Raw genomic sequence first — 20,068 nt, 5'->3', positions numbered from 1 at the left:
TCGGGCATCGGCGAGCCCGTGCCGCACAGAAGGACATGCAGCGAATTGTCGGTGAGAAGCGCCGAATTGTCGCCGCTGCCGAGCCGGCCGAGCGCGGTGCGCTTCATGATCCCGTCCTGGAGCGACGGCGAAAACCAGATGACGCAAAAGCCCGCCGCCGCGAGCACAACCAGACCGGCCAAGCCGATCGCTATCAGACGCTTCATCTCCATCCTCCCCAAGGCCCCGCGCGGTGCGGGTAAATTAATGTATTACATTAAACAGTTTCCGAAGCACTTCGCAAGCCATATATTGGCATGTCTAATGTCAAAATAAACCCCCTGCGCCACGGCCAAACAAAAAGGGCGGCCCGAAGGACCGCCCTTTCCGATATCCGCCGGAGACGGATTATTTCTTCTTCGCCACTTTTTTGGCGGGCGCCGCGCCCTTGGCGACGGCGGGATCGATCTTCTTGCAGGCATCGACCAGGCCCTTCACGGCATTGACCGAATTCATGAACTGCTTCTTCTCGGAAGCATTCAGGTCGATCTCCACGACGCGCTCCACGCCGCCCGCACCGATCACCACGGGCACGCCGACATACATGTCCTTCACGCCATACTCGCCGTCGATATAGGCGGCGCAGGGGAGAACGCGCTTCTGGTCCTTCAGATAGGCTTCCGCCATCTGGATACCGGACGCGGCCGGCGCGTAGAAGGCGGAACCGGTCTTCAACAGGCCAACGATTTCCGCGCCGCCGTCGCGCGTGCGCTGGATGATCTTGTCCAGCTTCTCTTTCGTGGTCCAGCCCATCTTGATGAGGTCGGGAAGCGGGATACCCGCAACCGTCGAATAGCGCGGCAGCGGCACCATCGTGTCGCCATGGCCGCCCAGCACGAAGGCCGTCACGTCTTCGACGGAGACGCCGAACTCTTCGGCGAGGAAGAGGCGGAAGCGGCCGCTGTCGAGCACGCCCGCCATGCCGACGACCTTGTTGTGCGGCAGGCCGGAGAACTGGCGCAGCGCCCACACCATCGCATCGAGCGGATTGGTGATGCAGACGACGAAGGCGTTCGGCGCGTATTTCGCGATGCCTTCGCCGACCTGTTTCATCACCTTGAGGTTGATGCCGAGAAGGTCGTCGCGGCTCATGCCCGGCTTGCGCGGCACGCCCGCCGTCACGATGACGACGTCGGCGCCCTTGATGCCCTTGTAGTCGTTGGCGCCGGAAAGCGCGGCGTTGTAGCCCTCGACGGGTCCCGTCTGCGCGAGGTCGAGCGCCTTGCCCTGCGGCAGGCCTTCCGCGATGTCGAAGATGACGACGTCGCCGAGCTCCTTGAGCCCCGCCAGAAGAGCCAGCGTGCCGCCGATCTGACCGCCGCCGATGAGTGCGATTTTCTTGCGCGCCATGATTTGAAAGCCTCCGATATGCCTGCGCCCGTGGTTAATCTGGCTGCCTAGTATCCTGAATCCGCGTCATTCGCAACGAGCGCGGGAACCGGCAGGCACCAATATTAACCAACAGGATCGTCTCACGTTGACACAGATGCCTGTGCCGCAGCATGATTTTTACGCGACGTAAAGAACTCGGCCCGCATGATGGTTAAGCACCTGACGCGGGACGAGCGCGGTAAAGGCGGGGTTCCGGGGGGAACCGCGCGGCGTCGAGCGGGGCACCGATTGTGCATCCGCGGAGGCGTAGTAGATGGGGGCGTGCGTGATGACGCGGGATTTCGGTATCTCGACATTCGGCAATTTCGGCAGAACGGCACGGGCGGGGCTCATCGCGGTGCTGGGCATCGGCTGTCTCGGCCTCACGGGCTGCGCGGCCCCGGTCATCGGTGCCGTCACCATCGGCGAAATCCTGACCATTGCCGGCATTTCCTCCACCATCATGACCGGCCGCGACCTCGGCGAACACGCACTTTCCGCGCTGACCGGCAAGGACTGCCGCTTCCTCGAAGCGGTGCTCCGCGACGGCCGCGGCTTCTGCGAGGACCGCGGCTCCGTTGCCACGAACAATGATTTCGGCGGCCTGATCGCGCTCTTCCAGGGTCCGGACGGCGAGACCGAGGAAAAGAAGGTCGCCGCCGCCGACCTCGATCCGGAACTGCTCGGCTTCGTGCCGGTCGACCGCCGCGCGGCGCGGGACTTCTCGCTCGAAATCGCCCGCGAAGCCGAAAAGGGCAAGCCCCGCGAGACCGTCTCCTTCGGCATGATGTCCGCGACCTTCGGCCAGTCCTGGCACTACGAACTCGACATCGAGCCGGACACCTCGACCAAGGTGGCGGACGCATCGCCGCCGAAGCCAGCGCCCGTGACGAGCCTCGGTCTTCGCCCGACGCATTCGCCCTATATGGGCCTCTAGTCGGCGCTTCTGAGCCCGAGATAATCGACGCTCTGCATTTCCATCAGCCGCGACGCCGTGCGTTCGAATTCGAACGCGCCATCGCCTTTTTCGTAGAGCGCCTCCGGCGGCGCCTCGGCGGAAAGAATGAGCTTCGTCTTCGCCTCGTATAGCGCGTCGATCAGGGTCACGAAGCGTTTGGCTTCGTTCCAGCGATCCGGGCCCATTGCGGGCACGTCGCGCACGATGACGGTGTGGAAGCACTGCGCGATCTTGAGATAGTCGGCGGCCCCCAGAGGCTTCGCGCAGAGATCGGCGAAGGAGAAGCGGGCGACGCCATGTCTCGCTTCCGGGACCTCGACGGCGCGGCCCTTGAGCGCGAGCCTCATCGGCTCGCCATGCGCCGCGTCGGTGAGTTTTTCGAAGGTATCGTCGAGCGCGGCATCGGCAGCGGCGTCGAGCGGCGTGTAATAGACCGGCAGGCCCCTGATCCGGTCGAGACGGTAATCGACGGCGCTGTCGAGATGCAGCACATCCATCTTCGTCTTCACGAGATCGATGAAAGGCAGGAAGCGGTGCCGGTTGAGGCCGCCTTCGTAGAGCCCCTCCGGCGCCCGGTTCGAGGTCGCGACGACGACGACGCCGCGCTCGAACAAATGCGAGAAGAGCCGCCCCAGGATCGAGGCGTCCGCGATGTCGTGCACCTGGAATTCATCGAAGCAGAGCAGCGAAGCTTCCTTCGCGATCGTGTCGGCGACGGGAGGAATGGGGTCCGATCCCTTCACCTCGCCCGCCTTCTCCCTCTGCCGCCAGTCGAAGATGCGTTCGTGCACCTGCTGCATGAAGGCGTGGAAATGGACGCGGCGCTTTGGCGCGATCCCGGCCGTCTCGTAGAAGAGGTCCATCAGCATCGACTTGCCGCGCCCGACGCCGCCCCAGATGTAAAGGCCCTCCGGCGGCGTCACCGGCTTGCCGAAACCGGCCCAGGCGAAGGGACCGACCTTTTTGCCGGGCGCCCATTCGGCAAGCTCGTCCGCCAGATGCTGCAGCCGCGCCGCCACATGCGCCTGCGCCGCATCCTCGGCGATCTCGCCGCGCGCAATCTTTTCGCGATAGGCAGCAAGGGGGCCGGGGTTCATGCTGCGGCGACGGGAACATTGTGCGAACACGGCGACTCGGCCATCATCTCGTCCCGCTGGAATGAAAGGTCTTGCCTGTGCAACATCTGATCGAGCTCGCCGGACAATTCGAGGAAGCCTCAAAGCGCTACGCCGCCGCCAACGGCATAACGCGAAACGAGGACTGGTTCATCCTCAAACTTCAGGAAGAACTTGGCGAGCTGACGCAGGTCTGGATAAAGCTGACCGATCGCGGGCGGCGGCGGGGTCTCGGGGATGCGGAACTGCGCGAGGCGCTGGCCGACGAGACCGCGGACGTCCTCGGTCACATCCTGCTTTTCGCCAACAGGAACGGGATCGACCTCAAGCCTGCCATTGCACGCAAATGGCGCTTCGAACCGAGTTAGGACATCGCCCGCCAGGCGTCCATATAGGGCGCGAGCATGATCGCCTTGTCTTCCTCGGAAAGCCTGATGCCGAACCAGGTATCGAGCACTTCGGCGATCTCGTCCGCGCTTTCGAGCTTTCGCGTTTCGGCCTTGCCGTCGAGACCGCGGATCTTGAAATCGCGGTTGAGGAGCGAGAGCCACTTGCCTTCCCTCGGCCGCCCGGCAATCAGGAACTGCACGAAGATCGAGGAGGGATGCGTCGAGGTGTACCAGCTCGCGACTTCGTAATCGGTGCGGCGATGCGGCTCCATCGTGAAGCGGTAGATCGGCACCCACTCGCCGCCGATCTTCGCCTGGAGCTCAAGCCCGTCCTCATGGTCAATCAGGCGGCGTGGCTCATGCGGCGTCTGCTGCTCGATGCCGGTTTCGAAACGGATCGGCCCCGTCATGGTGAGGCCGCCGAAGCCGACATCGGCGAGGAACGGCCCTTCGGGCAGTTCGACTCGCATCAGCATGTGCGAACGCGCCGTATCCACCTCCTCCGGCGACATCCACCGGACGCGTCCGATCAGCGTCGTCAGGTCGAAACCGAGCTGGCGCAATACGGCGGCAAAGAGGGCGTTCACCTCGAAGCAGTAGCCGCCGCGCCCATCCGTCACGAGCTTCTTCTGCAGCGAGGCATGGTCGAGCAGGATCGGCCGCTTCGCCAGCACGTCGAGATTCTCGAACGGGATCGAAAGGGCATGGGCGTAGTGGATCGCCTTCAGCGTATCGAGCGTCGGCGCGCGCGAGCCGGAATAGCCGATGCGTTTGAAATAGGCGTCGAGGTCGATCGGTGTATCGTCGCTCATGATGCGACTCCTGATGAATATGTAATCCGCCGCATATAGGAATGGCGCCTCCGATTGGAAGCGCCATTTTTGCAAATCGTTTCGAGCCAATCACTTCATTGTCGGCCATTACTTCATCGTCGGCCAATCACTTCATCGTCGGAATGACGAAGGAGGAGGCTTCCTTGACGCCGCCGGTGGGCCAGCGCGACGTGACCGTCTTGATATGGGTCCAGAACTTCACGCCCTCGGTGCCGTGCTGGTTGGTGTCGCCGAAGGCGGAGCGTTTCCAGCCGCCGAATGTGTGATAGGCGAGCGGTACCGGGATCGGCACGTTGATGCCGACCATGCCGACCTGGACGCGCGACGCAAAGCTCCGCGCCGCATCGCCGTCGCGCGTGAAGATCGCGACGCCATTGCCATATTGATGGTTGGTCGGCAACTCGGACGCCTCTTCGAAGGTCTTGGCACGCACGATCTGGAGCACGGGGCCGAAGATTTCGTCCTTGTAGCTCTTCATGTCGGGCGTCACATGGTCGAACAGCGAGCCGCCGAGGAAGAAGCCGTTCTCGTAGCCCTGCAGCTTGAAACCGCGCCCGTCGACCAGAAGCTTGGCACCTTCCTTGACGCCCATTTCGATATAGGAACTGACCTTGTCCATATGGGCCTTGGTGACGAGCGGGCCGTAATCGCTGTCCGCCGCCGTCGAGATGCCGACTTTCAGCGCCTGCACGCGCGGCACGAGCTTCTCGACGAGACGGTCCGCCGTGTCCTCGCCGACGGGCACCGCGACCGAGATCGCCATGCAGCGCTCGCCCGCCGAGCCGTAGCCCGCGCCGATGAGATCGTTCACGACCTGATCCATGTCGGCGTCGGGCATGATGATCGCGTGGTTCTTCGCGCCGCCCATCGCCTGCACGCGCTTTCCGTGCGCGGTGCCTGTGGCATAGACATATTGCGCGATGTCGGAGGAGCCGACGAAGCTGACCGCCTGGATCGTCGGATCGGTGAGGATCGCGTCGACCGCTTCCTTGTCGCCATTGACGACGTTGAGCACACCCGCCGGCGCGCCCGCTTCCATGAAGAGTTCGGCGAGGCGGATCGGTACGGACGGATCCTTCTCCGACGGCTTGACGATGAAAGTGTTGCCGCAGGCGATGGAGACGCCGAACATCCACATCGGGATCATGGCCGGGAAGTTGAACGGCGTGATGCCGGCGCAGACGCCGAGCGGCTGACGCATCGAATACATGTCGATGCCGGGACCGGCACCTTCCGTGAATTCGCCCTTCATCAGATGCGGGATGCCGCAGGCGAATTCGATCACTTCGAGGCCGCGCTGAACGTCGCCCTTCGAATCCGCGATCACCTTGCCATGCTCCGCGGACAGAAGTTCGGCAAGCTCGTTCATATTGGCTTCGAGGAGCCGCTTGAACTCGAACATGACGCGCGCGCGGCGCTGCGGATTGGTGGCGGCCCATTCGGGAAAGGCCTTGGCGGCAACCGCGACGGCGGCGCGAAGCTCGGCCGCGCTCGCCAGCGGCGTCCGCGCCGTCACCTCACCCGTATTCGGGTTTGTGACATCCAGAAAGCGGCCGCTGGTGCCTGCAACGGGCTTGCCGCCGATGAAATGGGTGAGGTCTTTGGCCATCTTTTTACCGCGTGCCGCTTTCGCGGAATCGCGTCTCCCTGTGATGCATTGCCCGGCGCCTACTTAGCGCAGCGCGCAATCGGACGGCAAGGGGCCTTACCCGGCATTGCCGCCACGGGAAGCCGTTTCGGCCCCGGTTCGAGCGTGACCTGACGTCAACAGATGGAAAAGATTTCCAATAATGACCCTTTCGCGGTGGCATTTTGGGCCAAATCATCACTAACATCGGCATGGGCGCCTGCCTGACCGTGGGAAGCAAGCGGGGAGCCCTGTTCAGGCTGCGGAATTTTTCCGGCGGCCGGGGTGCAACAAGCGGGCGAAAACTACCGCCAAGAGGGAAATACGATGTCCAATTTCATGAAGACCGCCATCGCCATCATCGTGCTCGCCGTGGTGCTGGTGATCGGCTATCGAGTGATGAACCCAGATGACACGACCATCGGCGATGCCATCGACGCCACGAGCGACGCGGCCAGCGATGCCATGGACGCCACGGGCGAAGCCGCCAGCGATGCGATGGACACCACCGAGGAAGCGGTGGAAGAAGCCGTGGACGACATGAGCGGCGAGGAAGCGCCGGCGCCGATGGATGCGGAGCCCGCTCCGATGGAAGAGCCCGCCCCCGCCGAGTAAGGTCCGGGACCGCTTCCACAGCGGAAGAAAACAACGAAGCCCGCGTCGAAAGACGCGGGCTTTTTTTCGTTCTGTCAGTCGGCGGGCTGCGGCGCGCCGCTCGCGAACCAGCGCTCGCGCAGGCGCAGCGCGACGCCGACCAGCAGGATCAGCACCGGCACCTCGACCAGCGGCCCGATGACGGTGGCGAAAGCGACGGACGAGCCGATGCCGAAGGCGGCGATGGCGACTGCGATGGCGAGTTCGAAATTGTTGCTGGCAGCCGTGAAGGAGAGCGACACGGTACGCGGATAGTCCGCGCCGAGGAGCCGGCTCATCGCGAAGCTGACGAGAAACATGATGACGAAATAGAGCGCGAGCGGCACCGCGATGCGCAGCGCATCGAACGGCAGCGCAAGCACGGCCTCGCCCTTGAGCGCGAACATCACCGCGATCGTGAAAAGAAGCGCGATGAGCGTGATCGGACCGATGCGCGGCAGAAAACGGTTGTCGTAGGCATCGGCACCGATGCGCGGACGAAGATAGCGCCGCGTGAGATAGCCCGCCGCAAAGGGAATACCGAGAAAGACGAGGACGGCGCCGGCGATGGTCCAAAAGCCGACGGAGATCACCTGGCCTTCGAGGCCGAAGAGCGGCGGCAGAACGGCAAGGAAGAACCACGCATAGACGCTGAAGAAGAGAAGCTGGAAGAAGCTGTTGAAGGCGACGAGCGCGGCGACATATTCGTTGCTACCGCGTGCGAGCTGGTTCCAGACGATGACCATGGCAATGCAGCGCGCGAGGCCGATGAGAATAAGCCCCGTCATATAGGCCGGTTCGTCGCGCAGAAAGAGAACCGCAAGCCCGAACATCAGGAACGGCCCGATCAGCCAGTTCTGCACGAGCGACAGCATGAGCACCTTCCGGTCCTCGAAAATGCGCGGCAATTCCTCGTAACGCACCCGCGCGAGCGGCGGATACATCATGAGGATGAGGCCGGCCGCGATCGGGATGTTGGTCGAGCCAATGGAAAGGCTTTCAAGTGCCGCGGGCACTTCTTCGAACCAGCTGCCGATGGCGACACCCGCCGCCATCGCCGCGAAAATCCAGACGGTAAGGTAACGGTCGAGAAAGCCGAGACGCGACGGCGCTTCAGCGGCAGCCGCCATCATTCCGCCTCGACGACGTTGCGGCCGAGATCGGTCAGCTTCTTCTGCAGGGAGAGCTTGTCGAGCGAACGGAGCGGCAGGTTCGTGAAGATGTCGATCCGCGTGCGAATTTGCCGGAAGACATCGAGGAAGACGGCGTGCGTTTCGACCTCGCTGCCCTCGAAGGCTGCCGGATCCTGGAACGGCCAATGGGCGGTCATCGGCTGGCCCGGCCAGATCGGACAGACTTCGCCCGCCGCATTGTCGCAGACGGTGAAGACGAAGTGCATCTTCGGCGCGCCGGGGATGGCGAACTCGTCCCACGATTTCGAACGCAGCCCCTCGACAGGTATATTCGCCGTCCGCAGCACATCGAGCGCATGGGAATTGACGGCGCCCGCCGGATGGCTGCCTGCGCTGTAGGCCTTGAAGGGCCTGCCCCGCAGCGAGTTCAGATAGGCTTCCGCGAGAATGCTGCGGGCCGAATTTCCGGTGCAGAGAAAGAGGACATTGTAACTCTCGATGCCGCTCATTTTATTCCTCCGTATACTGATATGTTGATTGTCAGACGCATTCGGCTTCCGTCCGGCCCGGCACGCAGGGCGACAAGCTTCCGCAGGCGCCCTGGCAGCAATCTTCAAGCAGGAAATTCGTGAGGCTCAGCATGGGTTCGAGCGCCGCCTTGTAGATGACCGACCGCCCCTCGCGCCGCGAGACGACGAGGCCCGCATGGGCAAGCTCCTTCAGGTGAAAGGACAAGGTGGCAGGCGCGACGCCGAGCGCCGCCGCGATGTCGCCGGCGGCGAGCCCGCCCTCGCCTTCCGCAGGCGAATGGGCGCGGACAAGGACGCGAAAAATCGCCAGGCGCGTGTCCTGCGCGAGAGCGGAAAGAGCGGTGATGGCGGTGTCCATTTCCATATTTTGAGAATTATCGAAATGTGTTCGAACGTCAAGCAAAGCGGCTTGTCCCCGGCGTCTGTCATCGAAATGTCATCGATCTGTCATGGAGGCGTTCGGCCGCGTTTTATCCCCGGACCCGGTTCCCTCTTCCGAACCCCGGAACGGGGATAAAGGACGGCACCCGCGGCGGCGCGAAGCGGGGACAAACCGGCGGGGACAAGTTTTTTTGAGAAAAAGCCGACGGAAAGAAATCCCCTCCCCGTTTGACGATACAGGCGGGGGCAGTTCCCCCTCCCCCGCCCTATTCCGCTGGAGACCCGGCGTCAGCATCCCTCCCCCTCGTTGGCGCCGACGGCCCGTGCCGCCCCTCCCCATATGGACGGCACGGGCCGGCCATTTCATTCGTAGGCGGACGGATAGGACCGGATGCTCTCTCCGCGCTAGAATGAGGCATGGAGGAACCGTCATGATCGTCATCACCGGCACGGCAAGGATACCGGCAGCAAATCGCGACGCCTTCCGCCCCGTCGCGGAACGGCAGGTGCTGCTCTCTCGCGCGGAGCCCGGCAACGTCTCCTATGGCTGGTACGAAGACCGGATGGAACCGGGACGCTTTTTCTTCTACGAGGAATGGAAGGACCGCGCGGCGGTCGACTTCCATTTCGCGCAGGACTATTGCCTCGAATTCATGACCGAGGCGCGGCGGCTGGCGGAAGCGGCACCGGAAATCTCGATCCGTGAAGTCGTGGTGAAGGAAGGGTAAAGCGGGACCGGGAATGCGGGCACCGTGTTTTTGAGGCCCTCCGTTCACCGAACATTCAGAACTGCGGGCGCAGGATGTTGCTCATGCCGGCGATGGACGGCATTCCAATATCGGGCAAGGCCCCGGCTGCGTGAAAGCGCCCCGGCACATCCTCCGCCCACACAAAACCCGGCCCCCGCCATCGGCGGCCGGGTTTTTTTGCGCGCGCCGCGCGCGGGGCACATCCTCCGCCCACACAAAACCCGGCCCCGCCATCGGCGGCCGGGTTTTTTTGCGCCGATACGAAAGCCGCTTCGCCCTCTATAATGGGCCGGACCTCGCGCGCCCCGGAGAGACATCATGAAAATCGGCCAGATCGTTTCCATCTCCGCCGCCCTGCTGCTCGGCGGCTGTTTCATCTCGACGGGCGATCTCATCAAGCCCGCCGATGCGGACTATCCCGTCGCGGACGGCGCGCGCTTCACCGTCCACAGTCTGGACGAGGAAGGCCGGCGCGCCGACGAGAAACCGCAAGCCGTGGCCATTGTCCGGGACGGGGACTGGTACGTGATGACCACGGGCGACGACGGGAAACCGTTCCGTGGGCTGATGGATGAAATCGCGCCCGGCCTTTACGCCGTCATGGTGCACGAGGCGGACGGGGACCCCGCCGACGGCAATCTCTACGCGCTCGTGAAACGCGACGGCTCGGGCTGGCAGCGCTGGAGCATGGTCTGCCCGGACTTTGTGGGGCTTGCCGAGGCGAAGGGCGTGGCGCTGTCGGAGATGGGCGTGACGCTCGATTCCAGCGACTGCGTGGTGGCGGACTTCGGGAGTTTGAAGACGGCGCTGATGTTTGCCTATGAGAATGCGAAGCCGGATACGGAGTATGTGGCGGAGTGACGTTCGCCGTCCTTTCCGCGCCACCTTCTCCTCAAATGTCATCCCCGCGAAGGCCGGGATCCAGCTGCGTGGCAACAAGCGGCGAGGCCCATGGACCCCGGTAGTTCCCGGCCTTCGCCGGGACAGGCGCCGGGGTGACAATTTTGTTTTGGCGGGGGCAGCAGCAAACGAAAAGGCCGCCCGAAGGCGGCCTTTGATTTTTGCGAGAGGGCTCTCTGCTTAAGCCTGCCGCTCCACCATCATCTTCTTGATTTCCGCGATGGCCTTGGCGGGGTTGAGGCCCTTGGGGCAGGTTTTCGCGCAGTTCATGATGGTGTGGCAGCGATAGAGGCGGAAGGGGTCCTCGAGATCGTCGAGGCGTTCGCCGGTGGCTTCGTCGCGGCTGTCGATCAGCCAGCGATAGGCCTGCAAGAGCGCGGCGGGGCCGAGATAGCGGTCGCCGTTCCACCAGTAGGAGGGGCAGGACGTCGAGCAGCAGGCGCAGAGGATGCACTCATAGAGGCCGTCGAGCTTTTCGCGGTCCTCATGAGACTGGCGCCATTCCTTTTCGGGCTCGGCCGATTTCGTCTGCAGCCAGGGCTCGACGAAAGCGTGCTGCGCGTAGAAATTCGTGAGGTCCGGCACGAGGTCCTTGATCACCGGCATGTGCGGCAGCGGATAGATCTTCACGTCGCCCTTGCACTCGTCGATGCCCTTGGTGCAGGCGAGCGTATTGGCGCCGTCGATGTTCATGGCGCAGGAACCGCAGATGCCTTCGCGGCAGGAGCGGCGGAAGGTCAGCGTCTGGTCGATCTCGTTCTTGATCTTGATGAGCGCGTCGAGAACCATCGGCCCGCATTTGTCGAGATCAACTTCATAGGTGTCGATGCGCGGGTTCGCGGTGTCGTCCGGCGACCAGCGATAGATGCGGAAGCGCTTGACGTTCTTCGTGCCCGGCGCGGCCTTGAAGGTCTCGCCTTCCGTCAGCTTCGAATTTTTCGGCAGTGTGAACTGGACCATGGTCTAGACCCTCATGCGCGGCTTAATACACGCGCGCCTTTGGCTTGATGTATTCGATGTCGTTGGAAAGCGTGTAGGCGTGGACGGGACGGTAGTCGAGCGAGGGCTTGCCGCTTTGATCGTCCACCCAGCACAGCGTGTGCTTCATCCAGTTTTCGTCGTCGCGGTTCGGGAAATCCTCGCGCGCATGGGCGCCGCGGCTTTCCTGGCGGTTGACCGCGCCTTCGACGGTCGCGATTGCCTGCACGATGAGATTGTCGAATTCGAGCGTCTCGATGAGATCGGAATTCCAGATCAGCGAACGGTCGGAGACCTTGAGGTCCGGCATCGCGGCGTGAACCTCGGCGACGCGCTTCTTGCCCGATTGCAGCGTTTCGCCGGTGCGGAAGACGGCGACATCTTCCTGCATGGCGCGCTGCATGGTGAGGCGCAGTTCGGCAGTCGGCGTGGAACCCTTGGCGTTGCGGTACTTGTCGAGACGCGCGACGGCACCGTCGCCCGCGCCCTTGGCAAGCTCGGGCTGGCGCTGGCCGGGCTCAACCAGTTCGGCGGCGCGCAGGCCGGCCGCGCGGCCGAAGACCACCAGGTCGTTCCGCGAGTTGGTGCCGATACGGTTGGCTCCGTGCACCGAGACGCAGGCCGCCTCGCCGATGGCCATGAGGCCGGGCACGACCGTATCCGGATTGCCGTTCTTCAGCGTCAGCACTTCGCCGTGGAAGTTGGTCGGGATGCCGCCCATGTTGTAATGGACCGTCGGCAGGACCGGGATCGGCTCCTTCGTGACGTCGACGCCCGCGAAGATGCGCGCGGATTCGGAAATGCCGGGGAGGCGCTCGGCAAGGATCGCCGGGTCGAGATGGTCGAGGTGGAGATGGATGTGATCCTTGTCCGCGCCGACGCCGCGGCCTTCGCGGATTTCGACCGTCATCGAGCGCGAGACGACGTCGCGCGACGCGAGGTCCTTGGCGGAGGGCGCATAGCGCTCCATGAAGCGCTCGCCTTCGGAATTGGTGAGATAGCCGCCCTCGCCGCGCGCGCCCTCGGTGATGAGGCAGCCCGCGCCGTAAATGCCGGTCGGATGGAACTGGACGAACTCCATGTCCTGCAGCGGCAGGCCCGCGCGCAGCACCATCGCGTTGCCGTCGCCCGTGCAGGTATGGGCGGAGGTGGCGGAGAAATAGGCGCGGCCATAGCCGCCCGTGGCGAGAATGACGAGCGAGGCGCGGAAGCGGTGGATTTCGCCCGTCGCCATGTCGAGCGCGACGACGCCGCGGCACTGGCCTTCCGCATCCATGATGAGGTCGATGGCGAAATATTCGATATAGAACTCCGCCTTGTGACGGACGGACTGGCCGTAAAGCGTGTGCAGGATCGCGTGGCCCGTGCGGTCGGCGGCGGCGCAGGTGCGCTGCGCGATGCCTTCGCCGAAATTGGTCGTCATGCCGCCGAAGGGACGCTGATAGATCTTGCCTTCCTCGGTGCGCGAGAAGGGTACGCCGAAATGCTCGAGCTCATAGACGGCTTCGGGCGCCTGGCGGCAGAGATATTCGATCGCGTCCTGATCGCCGAGCCAGTCGGAGCCCTTGACCGTGTCGTACATGTGCCAGCGCCAATCGTCCGGGCCCATGTTTCCGAGCGAGGCGGAGATGCCGCCCTGCGCCGCGACCGTGTGGCTGCGGGTCGGGAAGACTTTGGTGATGTTCGCCGTGCGCAGACCCTTTTCGACGCAGCCAAGCGTGGCGCGAAGCCCCGCGCCGCCGGCGCCGACGACGACGACGTCGAAAGTGTGATCGTTGAACTGGTAGCTGGCCGTCATGGGGCGATCTCTCGACGCTGGAAGGAAAGTCAGGAACCGAAGGCGAGCTTCAGCACCGCATAGAGGCAGGCAAGACCGACGCCATAGGAGAAGAAGGTGTTGGCGATGATGCTGAGATGCTTGGCCCCGGGGGCGATCACATAGTCCTCGATGACGATCTGCATGCCGATCCGCATATGGACGATGGCGGCGACGACGAGGCAGAGCGCGAGGATGCCGACAAGCGGATTGCCGAGCCAGGCGCGCGCGGTTTCGTAATCGGCGCCGGTGAGCGCGACGAGGAGCACAAGGAAGAAGATCGAGAGCGGCGCGATGGCGACAGCGGTGAGACGCTGGCGGATATGATCCTGCGTGCCGGACTTCGCGGAGCCCAGATGCAGCACGCGGGCAAGCGGCGTGCGCATGTCGTTACCGGAGCCGGCCATCAGAGTACCCCCCGCATGGAAAGAGCGGCGAACCAGACCGCGACGGTGAGCACGAGGGCGGCAATGGTGGCGCCCCAGCTTATGATGTCGGCGCTGCGCGGCGAGGTCGCGATGATCGCGTCCCACAGCAGATAGCGCAAACCGCCGAAAAGGTGATGCAGCAAGGCCCAGGTGAAGCCGAAGAGCACGAGCTGGCCGATCCATGAGCCCGCGACCATCTGGAAGGTGGCGTAAGCCTCCGGCCCCGCCGCCAACGCGATCAGCCACCAGGCGACAAGCGCCGTGCCGGCATAGAGCCCCATGCCGGTGGCGCGATGGATGATCGACATCGCCATGGTGATCGTGAAGCGATAAATCTGCAGGTGCGGAGAGAGCGGCCGCGATACGGCCTGTCGCTGTTCAGCCATCCGAAGTCCCCGTGCGGGCTAGCCAGAAGATCGGCGGGCGCGAACGGCCCGCGTGTTCCCGTTGTTTATCGCGCGGGGGCCGCGATGGCAAATACCCTGACACCGTCATGGAGACCGGAGGGAGGCCTCTTCGCGCAAAAGGCTTTGCGGAGACGGACCGATGCGCAAAAGCGCGGAAACGCTGGGGCAAGCCGACGCCGCGCAACAGGCTTTGCGCGTCCTTGCGAAGCTTTCGCAAACTCGCCATTGCATGCTGGGGCGAAACAGGAGAGAGCCCCGATGCAAGAAACCGATTCCCGCCCGCCGAATGACCTGCCACATGGCGAAAGCCCGATGGAGCGCGTGACACGCGTGCTGACGATGCAGCCCTTTTCGATGCTGGTGGGGGCGAAGGTGGGCCATGTGGAGCGGGGCCGGGCGGAACTCATCGTCGGGAACCGGCCCGACCTGACCCAGAACAACGGCTATATCCATGGCGGCGTGATCGGCTATCTCGCCGACAATGCGAGCGGCTGCGCGGCCTCGACCATGCTGCCGGAGGGCGCGGCGAGCCTCGTTACCTCCGAATACAAGCTGAACCTCGTCCGCCCGGCCATCGGCCGCCGCGCCATCGCACGCGGCGAGGTGGTGAAGGCGGGACGGCGGCAATGCGTGGTGGAAACGCGCGTCTGGTGCGAGACGGAGGCCGGCGAGGAGAAGCTCGTCGCCATCGCGCTGGCGACGCTTGCCTATATCTACCCGGAGGACAGGGGCTGACCCGTCAGGCGGGGCGGAAGCTCACGTCGATATCGGGCACGCCATGGCCGATATCGAGCCAGTGCCAGACTTCCGCATGTTCGAGACGGTCGACATTCGGAAGATCGACGCTCGCCTGCTCGAAATTGACATAGACGACGATCTGGTCGGCGCCGTCGCCGTTCTTCGAGATCGGCAGGATCGTGTATTCGTAGAGCTGCGTTTCGCCGCCGGAGATCGTCGCCGGCGTACATTGCCAGAGGCCGCAGGGCCGGTCGAGGCAGGCGATGACGCAATCAAAGGCAAGCTGCCGGATCGCGGGATCGACCAGTGCCAGATAGTCGATGCCGGTAAGATCCTGGCCGAAGAAATCGAAAAAGCCGGAACCGGCGAGACGGAACGGCAGCGCGGCCGTTGCCCGGTCCGGCTCGATGACGGCGAACCAGCGGGCGAAATTCGCGAAGCGCCTCAGCTCGATCGAACTGCGAAGGGGAACCGGCCTGCCGTCTCGCGCAAGGTCCCACCTCTCCTCGAAGGCGATGCTGTCCGGCGAGCGCATGACGGGGCCCTGCCCCGGCGACTGAAAACCGCTTGAATGCGATGCAAGCATGATGGCCCTGCCCGATTTCGGCCGAGTGTAGGAACGGCCGCTAAACAAAGAATGAAAACCACGCTCACCGGCGCGGCATCAGCACCCAGTAGTCGAGATCGAGAATGACGCCCTCATCATAGCCCTTGTCCTTCGGACCCGGAAACCCGGCGCAGGGAAGGTCCTTGGTCGCGATGGTGCGGATGCGGAGCGCGCCGAGATCCGCGCGGCCGTCGAGCGGCGCTTTCGCCAGCACTTCCGACCAGGCAAAGACCGTGTCGCCGCCGAAGCAGGGCGCGACATGGCGGCCGCCATTGATGGCAGCAATTAAAACCGCGTTGCCGAGCCCGTTGAAGGAGAGCGCACGGGCGAGCGAAATCACGTGACCGCCATAGATGAGACGGCGCCCGAAGCGGCCCCTACCTTCCGTATACTGATTGAAATGGACTTTGGCGGTGTTCTGGTAGAGCCGCGTCGCCATCATGTGTTCGGCTTCCTCGATGGTGACGCCGTCGACATGATCGATCTTCTCGCCCGCCTCGTAATCGTCCCAGAGATGCGGGGAACCCGATGCGACGAGATCGAAGCCCTTGAAATTCGTCTTTTCCGGCGCGAGGAGATGCTGCGGCTCGACGGCATCCGGCAGATGCGGCACATCGGCCTCGGGCGCCGGATGCGCCTTGTCGCGCTTCCGGACCATGACCCAGCGCACATAATCGATGACGATCTCATTGCGCTGGTTGCGGCCCGTGGAGCGGACATAGACGGTGCCCGTCTCGCCGTTGGAATTTTCCTTCAGCCCGATCACCTTCGATTCCGTCGACAGCGTGTCGCCGGGAAAGACGGGCTTGTGGAAACGGCAATCGGCATAACCGAGATTGGCGACGGCGTTGAGCGAAATGTCCGGCACCGTCTTGCCGAAGACGATGTGAAAGGCGAGGAAATCGTCGACGGGCGCATGGGTATACCCAGCCTTCCGCGCAACCTCCGCCGAGGACTGGAGCGAGAAGCGCGAGCCGAACAGCGCCTGGTAGAGCGCGACGTCCCCCTCGCCGACCGTGCGCGGCGTCGCGTGATGCAAGACCTGCCCGACCTTGAAATCCTCGAAGAAGTTCCCGGCATTCGTCTTGGTCATTTCCCGTCCTTCTTGTTCCGCCAGGCATCGATGCCGATGGCAATCGCCATGCCGACGCCGATCCCTATGCCGATACCGACTCCGGTATTGTCCATCGCAACGCCGAGCGAGGTGCCGATGGCGACACCGATCACGATGCCGGTGGTGACTGTCCTGCTATCCATTCGAGTGCCTCCTTGTCAGGATGCCCCCTCAAGCTCCCTGATCGCATCCGCGATGGCGACGGTACGCTTCGCAATTTCGGCGTGCAGGATTTCGACCATCTTGCCGTCGACCTTGAGCACGCCCTTGCCGCGATTTTCCGGCTGCTCGAACGCCTCGATGGTCTTCCGCGCGAAGGCGACCGTTTCGGGGTCCGGCGAGAAGATCGCATTGCAGGGGCCGACCTGGCTCGGATGGATGAGCGTCTTGCCGTCGAAACCCATGTCGCGGCCCTGCTCGCAGATGGCGGCGAAGCCCTCTTCGTTTTTTATGTCGTTATAGACGCCGTCGAGGATGACGAGCCCGTAGGCGCGCGCGGCGAGAAGCGCGAGGCCGAGCGAGGCGAGCATGGGGGTGCGGTCCGGCGTGTGCGCGGCGCGCAGTTCCTTCGCGATGTCGTTGGTGCCCATGACCCAGACCGACATGCGGGAGCCCGGCTCGCGCGCCTTGGCGGCAATCGACTGGATGTTGAGGAGCGCGAGCGGCGTCTCGATCATGCACCAGAGCTGGACGCGGCCGAGCGCGCCGGCATCCGACAGCGCATTCTCGGCGCGCTCGACATCGGCGGCGGAATTGATTTTCGGGACCAGGATGGCGTCGGGGCCGGCGGCGACGGCGGCCTTGATGTCGTCCATGCCCCAGGGCGTGTCGAGCGCGTTCACGCGGATCGCGATTTCGCGCTTGCCATAACCGCCGAGCTTGACCGCGCCGCAGACCTGGGCCCGGGCCTCTTCCTTGGCGTCGGGCGCGACCGCGTCTTCGAGATCGAGGATCAGCGCATCGGCCGGGATTTCCTTCGCTTTTTCAAGCGCGCGGCCATTCGAGCCGGGCATGTAGAGAACGCTGCGGCGCGGGCGGGCGGCGGTATCGGCCATGGGAAGGTCTCCGTTCGCGGGGTCGGGAAGCTGCGAAGCGGACACTAAATCGGATTGCGGGCCGATGGAATTGCTATGTGAGGCGAAATCACGCGATGCGGCGGACGGCCGGTTTCAGCACGCGGGAATAGGGCATGCGGATCGTGATCGTCGTACCCTCGCCGGGCTCGGATTCGATGACGAGCGAAGCGCCATGAAGCCGTGCGAGCGCCCGCGTGAGCGGCAGGCCGAGGCCCGTGCCCTCCGTCGAATAGACATTGCTGTCCTTGCCGATCTGGCGGAAGGGCTCGAGCGCGATCGGAATATCCTTCTTTCTCATGCCGACGCCGGTATCGGCGACACGGAAGGCCATCCGGTCGTCGGGTTCCATGAAAGTGTCGAGCCGGATGGTCCCACCCTTGGGCGTGAACTTCACCGCATTGGAAACGAGATTGAGGATGATCTGCCGGAGCGCCCGCTTGTCGGCCATGAGAAGCGGCAGCCCGGCCTCGACCGTGACCGTGAGGTCGACGCCGGCCTCCTCGGCGCGGTGGCGCATCATGCGCTCGCAGCTCGCGATGACCTCGATGACGTCGAGTTCTTCCTCGTAAAGCTCGTAGCGGTCGGCCTCAATCTTGGAGAGATCGAGAATGTCGTTGATGAGGCTGAGAAGGTGGCTGGAGGATTTGTGGATGTCGCCGACATAATCCTTGTAGCGCTCGTTCTCCATCGGCCCGAAAAGCTCGCCGTTCATCACCTCGGAGAAACCGATGATGGCGTTGAGCGGCGTGCGAAGCTCGTGGCTCATATTGGCGAGGAACTGCGACTTGGAGGCATTGGCGAGTTCGGCCACGTCGCGGGCGTCGCGCAACTCGTTCGCCGTCTGCTCGCGCTTGCGCACCTCGCTGTTGAACTTGTCGAGCACGAGATTGTAGCGGGAGGCCATTTCGCCCGCTTCCGTGAAGGGCTCGACCGGAAGCGGCTTCGAGAAATCGCCGCGCGCGGCCTGGGCTTCCATCGCGCCCAGCACATCGAGCAGCGCGGAGGATGCGCCATGCTCGGCGATATTGAGGCCGATGCGCTCGGCGTCGGAAGACACCCGCAGCGGCAGGAACCGGTCGATCGTGCGGAGCACGATATAGGAAACGCCGAAGGCGAAGACACCGGCGGCGCCGACGCCGAGCGCCTGCACGCCGAGCTGTTCGAGCCTCGTATGGCCGTTGGGGAAGAGCGAGACATCGCCGAGAAGGGCGACCGCGAGCGTGCCCCAGATACCGGCCGCGAGATGGACCGGCACCGCGTCTACCGCGTCGTCGATCCTGAGCCGTTCCAGAAGATCGCTCGCGACATAACAGATGATGCCGCCGCCGGCGCCGATCAGTACCGCATTGCTGGTGCTGACGATGTGGCAATTGGCGGTGATGGCGACGAGGCCCGCGAGAATGCCGTTAAGCGTGATCTGCACGTCGGGCAGGCCGTTGCGGAACCAGCTTATGCCGACGACCGCGAGGCCGCCCGCCGCCGCCGCGAGCATGGTGTGCACGAGCACGAAAGGCACGGTGGCGTTGAGCGCGAGCGTCGAACCGCCATTGAAGCCGAACCAGCCGATCCAGAGCAGGAACATGCCGAGCGTCGCCATGGGCATGTCGTGCGGCTCGATCCGCTTGCCGCCGGGTCCGAAGCGCCCGATACGGGGACCGAGAACGAGGACGGCCGCGAGGCCCATCCAGCCGCCGATGCTGTGAACGACGGTGGAGCCCGCGAAGTCGATGAAACCGAGCTGTTCGAGCCACCCGGCCGCCTGTCCTTCGAGCACGCCGCCCCAGGCCCAGTGACCGAACACCGGATAGATGAGCATGCTGAGCACGGCGGCCGTGATGGCATAGCCCCGGAAGCTCATGCGCTCCGCGACGGCGCCCGACACGATGGTGGTGGAGGTGGAACAGAAGGCGAGCTGGAAGAAGAAGAAGACCATGATCCAGGCCGTGCCGGCATCGCCGCCCGCGCTGCCTTCAAAGGCAAAATCGGTGCCGCCCATGAGGCCGCCGATGCTGACGCCGAACATCAGGCCGAAGCCGACGAGCCAGAAGCCGAGCCCCGCGACGCAGAAATCCATCACGTTCTTGACGGCGACGTTGATCGAGTTTTTCGCCCGGACGAGACCGGACTCGAGGCAGGCGAAACCCGCCTGCATCAAAAGCACCAGAACCGTACAGATAAGAACCCAGATTGTGTCGATCGACTGCGCGAAGCTGCTCACTCACCCGCCCCTGAGAAACTGACTTGAC

General features: G+C 64.0%; 23 protein-coding genes. 6 read left to right on the top strand and 17 right to left on the bottom strand.

Annotated features, from left to right (window positions below; genetic code table 11):
* Positions 1 to 206: hypothetical protein (locus Q8S60_RS07425; RefSeq protein ID WP_305668463.1), on the bottom strand; the 206-nt coding region annotated here is incomplete at its 3' end.
* Between the two features lie 181 nt (positions 207 to 387).
* Positions 388 to 1,389, bottom strand: coding sequence for a malate dehydrogenase (gene mdh / locus Q8S60_RS07420; RefSeq protein ID WP_305276897.1), 1,002 nt, complete (start codon positions 1,387 to 1,389; stop codon positions 388 to 390).
* 310 nt (positions 1,390 to 1,699) lie between these two features.
* On the opposite strand from mdh, the gene Q8S60_RS07415 reads away from it, so the two are divergent.
* Positions 1,700 to 2,347 (top strand): hypothetical protein, encoded by a 648-nt coding sequence (locus Q8S60_RS07415; protein WP_305276898.1) that lies wholly within the window; start codon positions 1,700 to 1,702, stop codon positions 2,345 to 2,347.
* Here Q8S60_RS07415 and zapE read toward each other — a convergent pair.
* Positions 2,344 to 3,465, bottom strand: a complete 1,122-nt coding sequence (zapE, locus tag Q8S60_RS07410; protein WP_305668462.1) for a cell division protein ZapE — start codon at positions 3,463 to 3,465, stop codon at positions 2,344 to 2,346. The two genes, Q8S60_RS07415 and zapE, sit on opposite strands and share 4 nt — an antisense overlap.
* 71 nt (positions 3,466 to 3,536) lie before the next feature.
* Between zapE and Q8S60_RS07405 the strand changes: the two genes are divergently transcribed.
* The gene (locus Q8S60_RS07405; protein ID WP_305276901.1) at positions 3,537 to 3,851 is read left to right on the top strand and encodes a pyrophosphatase; all 315 of its coding nucleotides are present in this window, start codon (positions 3,537 to 3,539) and stop codon (positions 3,849 to 3,851) included.
* Here the strand turns inward: Q8S60_RS07405 and Q8S60_RS07400 are convergent.
* Together Q8S60_RS07400 and Q8S60_RS07395 are read right to left on the bottom strand one after the other, a co-directional pair.
* Positions 3,848 to 4,684, bottom strand: coding sequence for an arylamine N-acetyltransferase (locus Q8S60_RS07400; RefSeq protein ID WP_305276903.1), 837 nt, complete (start codon positions 4,682 to 4,684; stop codon positions 3,848 to 3,850). The two genes, Q8S60_RS07405 and Q8S60_RS07400, sit on opposite strands and share 4 nt — an antisense overlap.
* A 127-nt stretch (positions 4,685 to 4,811) precedes the next feature.
* Positions 4,812 to 6,314: a CoA-acylating methylmalonate-semialdehyde dehydrogenase gene (locus tag Q8S60_RS07395; RefSeq protein WP_305276905.1), complete on the bottom strand. Its 1,503-nt coding sequence runs from the start codon at positions 6,312 to 6,314 to the stop codon at positions 4,812 to 4,814.
* 345 nt (positions 6,315 to 6,659) lie between these two features.
* Between Q8S60_RS07395 and Q8S60_RS07390 the strand changes: the two genes are divergently transcribed.
* Complete coding sequence (locus Q8S60_RS07390; RefSeq protein WP_305276907.1) at positions 6,660 to 6,947, top strand: hypothetical protein; 288 nt, start codon at positions 6,660 to 6,662, stop codon at positions 6,945 to 6,947.
* 74 nt (positions 6,948 to 7,021) lie between these two features.
* Here the strand turns inward: Q8S60_RS07390 and arsB are convergent, their stop codons facing one another.
* Genes arsB through Q8S60_RS07375 form a run of 3 tightly spaced genes read right to left on the bottom strand, consistent with a single transcriptional unit; the run spans position 7,022 to position 8,992 of the window.
* Entirely contained in the window at positions 7,022 to 8,095 is a 1,074-nt protein-coding gene (arsB, locus tag Q8S60_RS07385) for an ACR3 family arsenite efflux transporter (protein ID WP_305276910.1), read from the bottom strand.
* Positions 8,095 to 8,607 carry an arsenate reductase ArsC gene (locus tag Q8S60_RS07380; protein WP_305276912.1) on the bottom strand — a complete coding sequence of 171 codons (513 nt, stop codon included), beginning with the start codon at positions 8,605 to 8,607 and terminating at the stop codon, positions 8,095 to 8,097. The genes arsB and Q8S60_RS07380 overlap by 1 nt, the downstream gene beginning before the upstream one ends.
* A gap of 31 nt (positions 8,608 to 8,638) precedes the next feature.
* Positions 8,639 to 8,992 (bottom strand): ArsR/SmtB family transcription factor, encoded by a 354-nt coding sequence (locus Q8S60_RS07375; protein ID WP_370867281.1) that lies wholly within the window; start codon positions 8,990 to 8,992, stop codon positions 8,639 to 8,641.
* Positions 8,993 to 9,440: 448 nt separating this feature from the next.
* Between Q8S60_RS07375 and Q8S60_RS07370 the strand changes: the two genes are divergently transcribed.
* Together Q8S60_RS07370 and Q8S60_RS07365 are read left to right on the top strand one after the other, a co-directional pair.
* Entirely contained in the window at positions 9,441 to 9,737 is a 297-nt protein-coding gene (locus tag Q8S60_RS07370; protein ID WP_305276915.1) for a putative quinol monooxygenase, read from the top strand.
* Between the two features lie 339 nt (positions 9,738 to 10,076).
* The gene (locus tag Q8S60_RS07365) at positions 10,077 to 10,619 is read left to right on the top strand and encodes a hypothetical protein (protein ID WP_305276917.1); all 543 of its coding nucleotides are present in this window, start codon (positions 10,077 to 10,079) and stop codon (positions 10,617 to 10,619) included.
* Between the two features lie 219 nt (positions 10,620 to 10,838).
* On the opposite strand, the gene Q8S60_RS07360 is transcribed toward Q8S60_RS07365, so the two are convergent.
* From Q8S60_RS07360 to sdhC, 4 genes are read right to left on the bottom strand one after another with little or no spacing between them, the layout of a single operon-like run.
* Complete coding sequence (locus tag Q8S60_RS07360; RefSeq protein WP_305325627.1) at positions 10,839 to 11,618, bottom strand: succinate dehydrogenase iron-sulfur subunit; 780 nt, start codon at positions 11,616 to 11,618, stop codon at positions 10,839 to 10,841.
* Positions 11,619 to 11,640: 22 nt separating this feature from the next.
* Positions 11,641 to 13,434: a succinate dehydrogenase flavoprotein subunit gene (gene sdhA / locus Q8S60_RS07355; RefSeq protein WP_305668461.1), complete on the bottom strand. Its 1,794-nt coding sequence runs from the start codon at positions 13,432 to 13,434 to the stop codon at positions 11,641 to 11,643.
* Between the two features lie 29 nt (positions 13,435 to 13,463).
* Positions 13,464 to 13,859: a succinate dehydrogenase, hydrophobic membrane anchor protein gene (gene sdhD / locus Q8S60_RS07350; RefSeq protein WP_305274710.1), complete on the bottom strand. Its 396-nt coding sequence runs from the start codon at positions 13,857 to 13,859 to the stop codon at positions 13,464 to 13,466.
* Positions 13,859 to 14,266 (bottom strand): succinate dehydrogenase, cytochrome b556 subunit, encoded by a 408-nt coding sequence (sdhC, locus tag Q8S60_RS07345; protein ID WP_305274711.1) that lies wholly within the window; start codon positions 14,264 to 14,266, stop codon positions 13,859 to 13,861. The genes sdhD and sdhC overlap by 1 nt, the downstream gene beginning before the upstream one ends.
* A 279-nt stretch (positions 14,267 to 14,545) precedes the next feature.
* Between sdhC and Q8S60_RS07340 the strand changes: the two genes are divergently transcribed.
* Positions 14,546 to 15,022, top strand: coding sequence for a PaaI family thioesterase (locus Q8S60_RS07340; RefSeq protein WP_305274712.1), 477 nt, complete (start codon positions 14,546 to 14,548; stop codon positions 15,020 to 15,022).
* A 4-nt stretch (positions 15,023 to 15,026) separates the two neighbouring features.
* On the opposite strand, the gene Q8S60_RS07335 is transcribed toward Q8S60_RS07340, so the two are convergent.
* The 5 genes from Q8S60_RS07335 to amt all read right to left on the bottom strand — a co-directional run bounded on the left by Q8S60_RS07335 (position 15,027) and on the right by amt (position 20,040).
* Positions 15,027 to 15,611, bottom strand: a complete 585-nt coding sequence (locus Q8S60_RS07335) for a PAS domain-containing protein (RefSeq protein WP_305274713.1) — start codon at positions 15,609 to 15,611, stop codon at positions 15,027 to 15,029.
* A 64-nt stretch (positions 15,612 to 15,675) separates the two neighbouring features.
* Positions 15,676 to 16,725 (bottom strand): MaoC family dehydratase, encoded by a 1,050-nt coding sequence (locus Q8S60_RS07330; RefSeq protein ID WP_305274714.1) that lies wholly within the window; start codon positions 16,723 to 16,725, stop codon positions 15,676 to 15,678.
* Complete coding sequence (locus tag Q8S60_RS07325) at positions 16,722 to 16,889, bottom strand: hypothetical protein (RefSeq protein ID WP_305274715.1); 168 nt, start codon at positions 16,887 to 16,889, stop codon at positions 16,722 to 16,724. Before Q8S60_RS07325 ends, Q8S60_RS07330 begins: the two co-directional genes overlap by 4 nt.
* A 15-nt stretch (positions 16,890 to 16,904) precedes the next feature.
* Complete coding sequence (locus Q8S60_RS07320) at positions 16,905 to 17,801, bottom strand: CoA ester lyase (RefSeq protein ID WP_305274716.1); 897 nt, start codon at positions 17,799 to 17,801, stop codon at positions 16,905 to 16,907.
* An 88-nt stretch (positions 17,802 to 17,889) separates the two neighbouring features.
* Positions 17,890 to 20,040, bottom strand: coding sequence for an ammonium transporter (gene amt / locus Q8S60_RS07315; protein ID WP_305274717.1), 2,151 nt, complete (start codon positions 20,038 to 20,040; stop codon positions 17,890 to 17,892).
* Positions 20,041 to 20,068: the final 28 nt, after the last annotated feature.

Source organism: Parvibaculum sp., from assembly GCF_030694575.1.
GTDB lineage: Bacteria > Pseudomonadota > Alphaproteobacteria > Parvibaculales > Parvibaculaceae > Parvibaculum.
This window is presented reverse-complemented; position numbering and strand designations above follow the sequence as displayed.

Coding starts and splice junctions, on each gene's coding strand:
- sdhD (WP_305274710.1), bottom strand. CDS start 13,859: ATGGCCGGCTCCGGTAACGACATGCGCACGCCGCTTGCCCGCGTGCTG.
- Q8S60_RS07325 (WP_305274715.1), bottom strand. CDS start 16,889: ATGGATAGCAGGACAGTCACCACCGGCATCGTGATCGGTGTCGCCATC.
- Q8S60_RS07375 (WP_370867281.1), bottom strand. CDS start 8,992: ATGGAAATGGACACCGCCATCACCGCTCTTTCCGCTCTCGCGCAGGAC.
- Q8S60_RS07400 (WP_305276903.1), bottom strand. CDS start 4,684: ATGAGCGACGATACACCGATCGACCTCGACGCCTATTTCAAACGCATC.
- mdh (WP_305276897.1), bottom strand. CDS start 1,389: ATGGCGCGCAAGAAAATCGCACTCATCGGCGGCGGTCAGATCGGCGGC.
- Q8S60_RS07380 (WP_305276912.1), bottom strand. CDS start 8,607: ATGAGCGGCATCGAGAGTTACAATGTCCTCTTTCTCTGCACCGGAAAT.
- Q8S60_RS07335 (WP_305274713.1), bottom strand. CDS start 15,611: ATGCTTGCATCGCATTCAAGCGGTTTTCAGTCGCCGGGGCAGGGCCCC.
- Q8S60_RS07415 (WP_305276898.1), top strand. CDS start 1,700: ATGACGCGGGATTTCGGTATCTCGACATTCGGCAATTTCGGCAGAACG.
- Q8S60_RS07395 (WP_305276905.1), bottom strand. CDS start 6,314: ATGGCCAAAGACCTCACCCATTTCATCGGCGGCAAGCCCGTTGCAGGC.
- arsB (WP_305276910.1), bottom strand. CDS start 8,095: ATGGCGGCTGCCGCTGAAGCGCCGTCGCGTCTCGGCTTTCTCGACCGT.
- Q8S60_RS07370 (WP_305276915.1), top strand. CDS start 9,441: ATGATCGTCATCACCGGCACGGCAAGGATACCGGCAGCAAATCGCGAC.
- sdhA (WP_305668461.1), bottom strand. CDS start 13,434: ATGACGGCCAGCTACCAGTTCAACGATCACACTTTCGACGTCGTCGTC.
- sdhC (WP_305274711.1), bottom strand. CDS start 14,266: ATGGCTGAACAGCGACAGGCCGTATCGCGGCCGCTCTCTCCGCACCTG.
- Q8S60_RS07360 (WP_305325627.1), bottom strand. CDS start 11,618: ATGGTCCAGTTCACACTGCCGAAAAATTCGAAGCTGACGGAAGGCGAG.
- zapE (WP_305668462.1), bottom strand. CDS start 3,465: ATGAACCCCGGCCCCCTTGCTGCCTATCGCGAAAAGATTGCGCGCGGC.
- Q8S60_RS07320 (WP_305274716.1), bottom strand. CDS start 17,801: ATGGCCGATACCGCCGCCCGCCCGCGCCGCAGCGTTCTCTACATGCCC.
- Q8S60_RS07340 (WP_305274712.1), top strand. CDS start 14,546: ATGCAAGAAACCGATTCCCGCCCGCCGAATGACCTGCCACATGGCGAA.
- Q8S60_RS07390 (WP_305276907.1), top strand. CDS start 6,660: ATGTCCAATTTCATGAAGACCGCCATCGCCATCATCGTGCTCGCCGTG.
- Q8S60_RS07330 (WP_305274714.1), bottom strand. CDS start 16,725: ATGACCAAGACGAATGCCGGGAACTTCTTCGAGGATTTCAAGGTCGGG.
- Q8S60_RS07365 (WP_305276917.1), top strand. CDS start 10,077: ATGAAAATCGGCCAGATCGTTTCCATCTCCGCCGCCCTGCTGCTCGGC.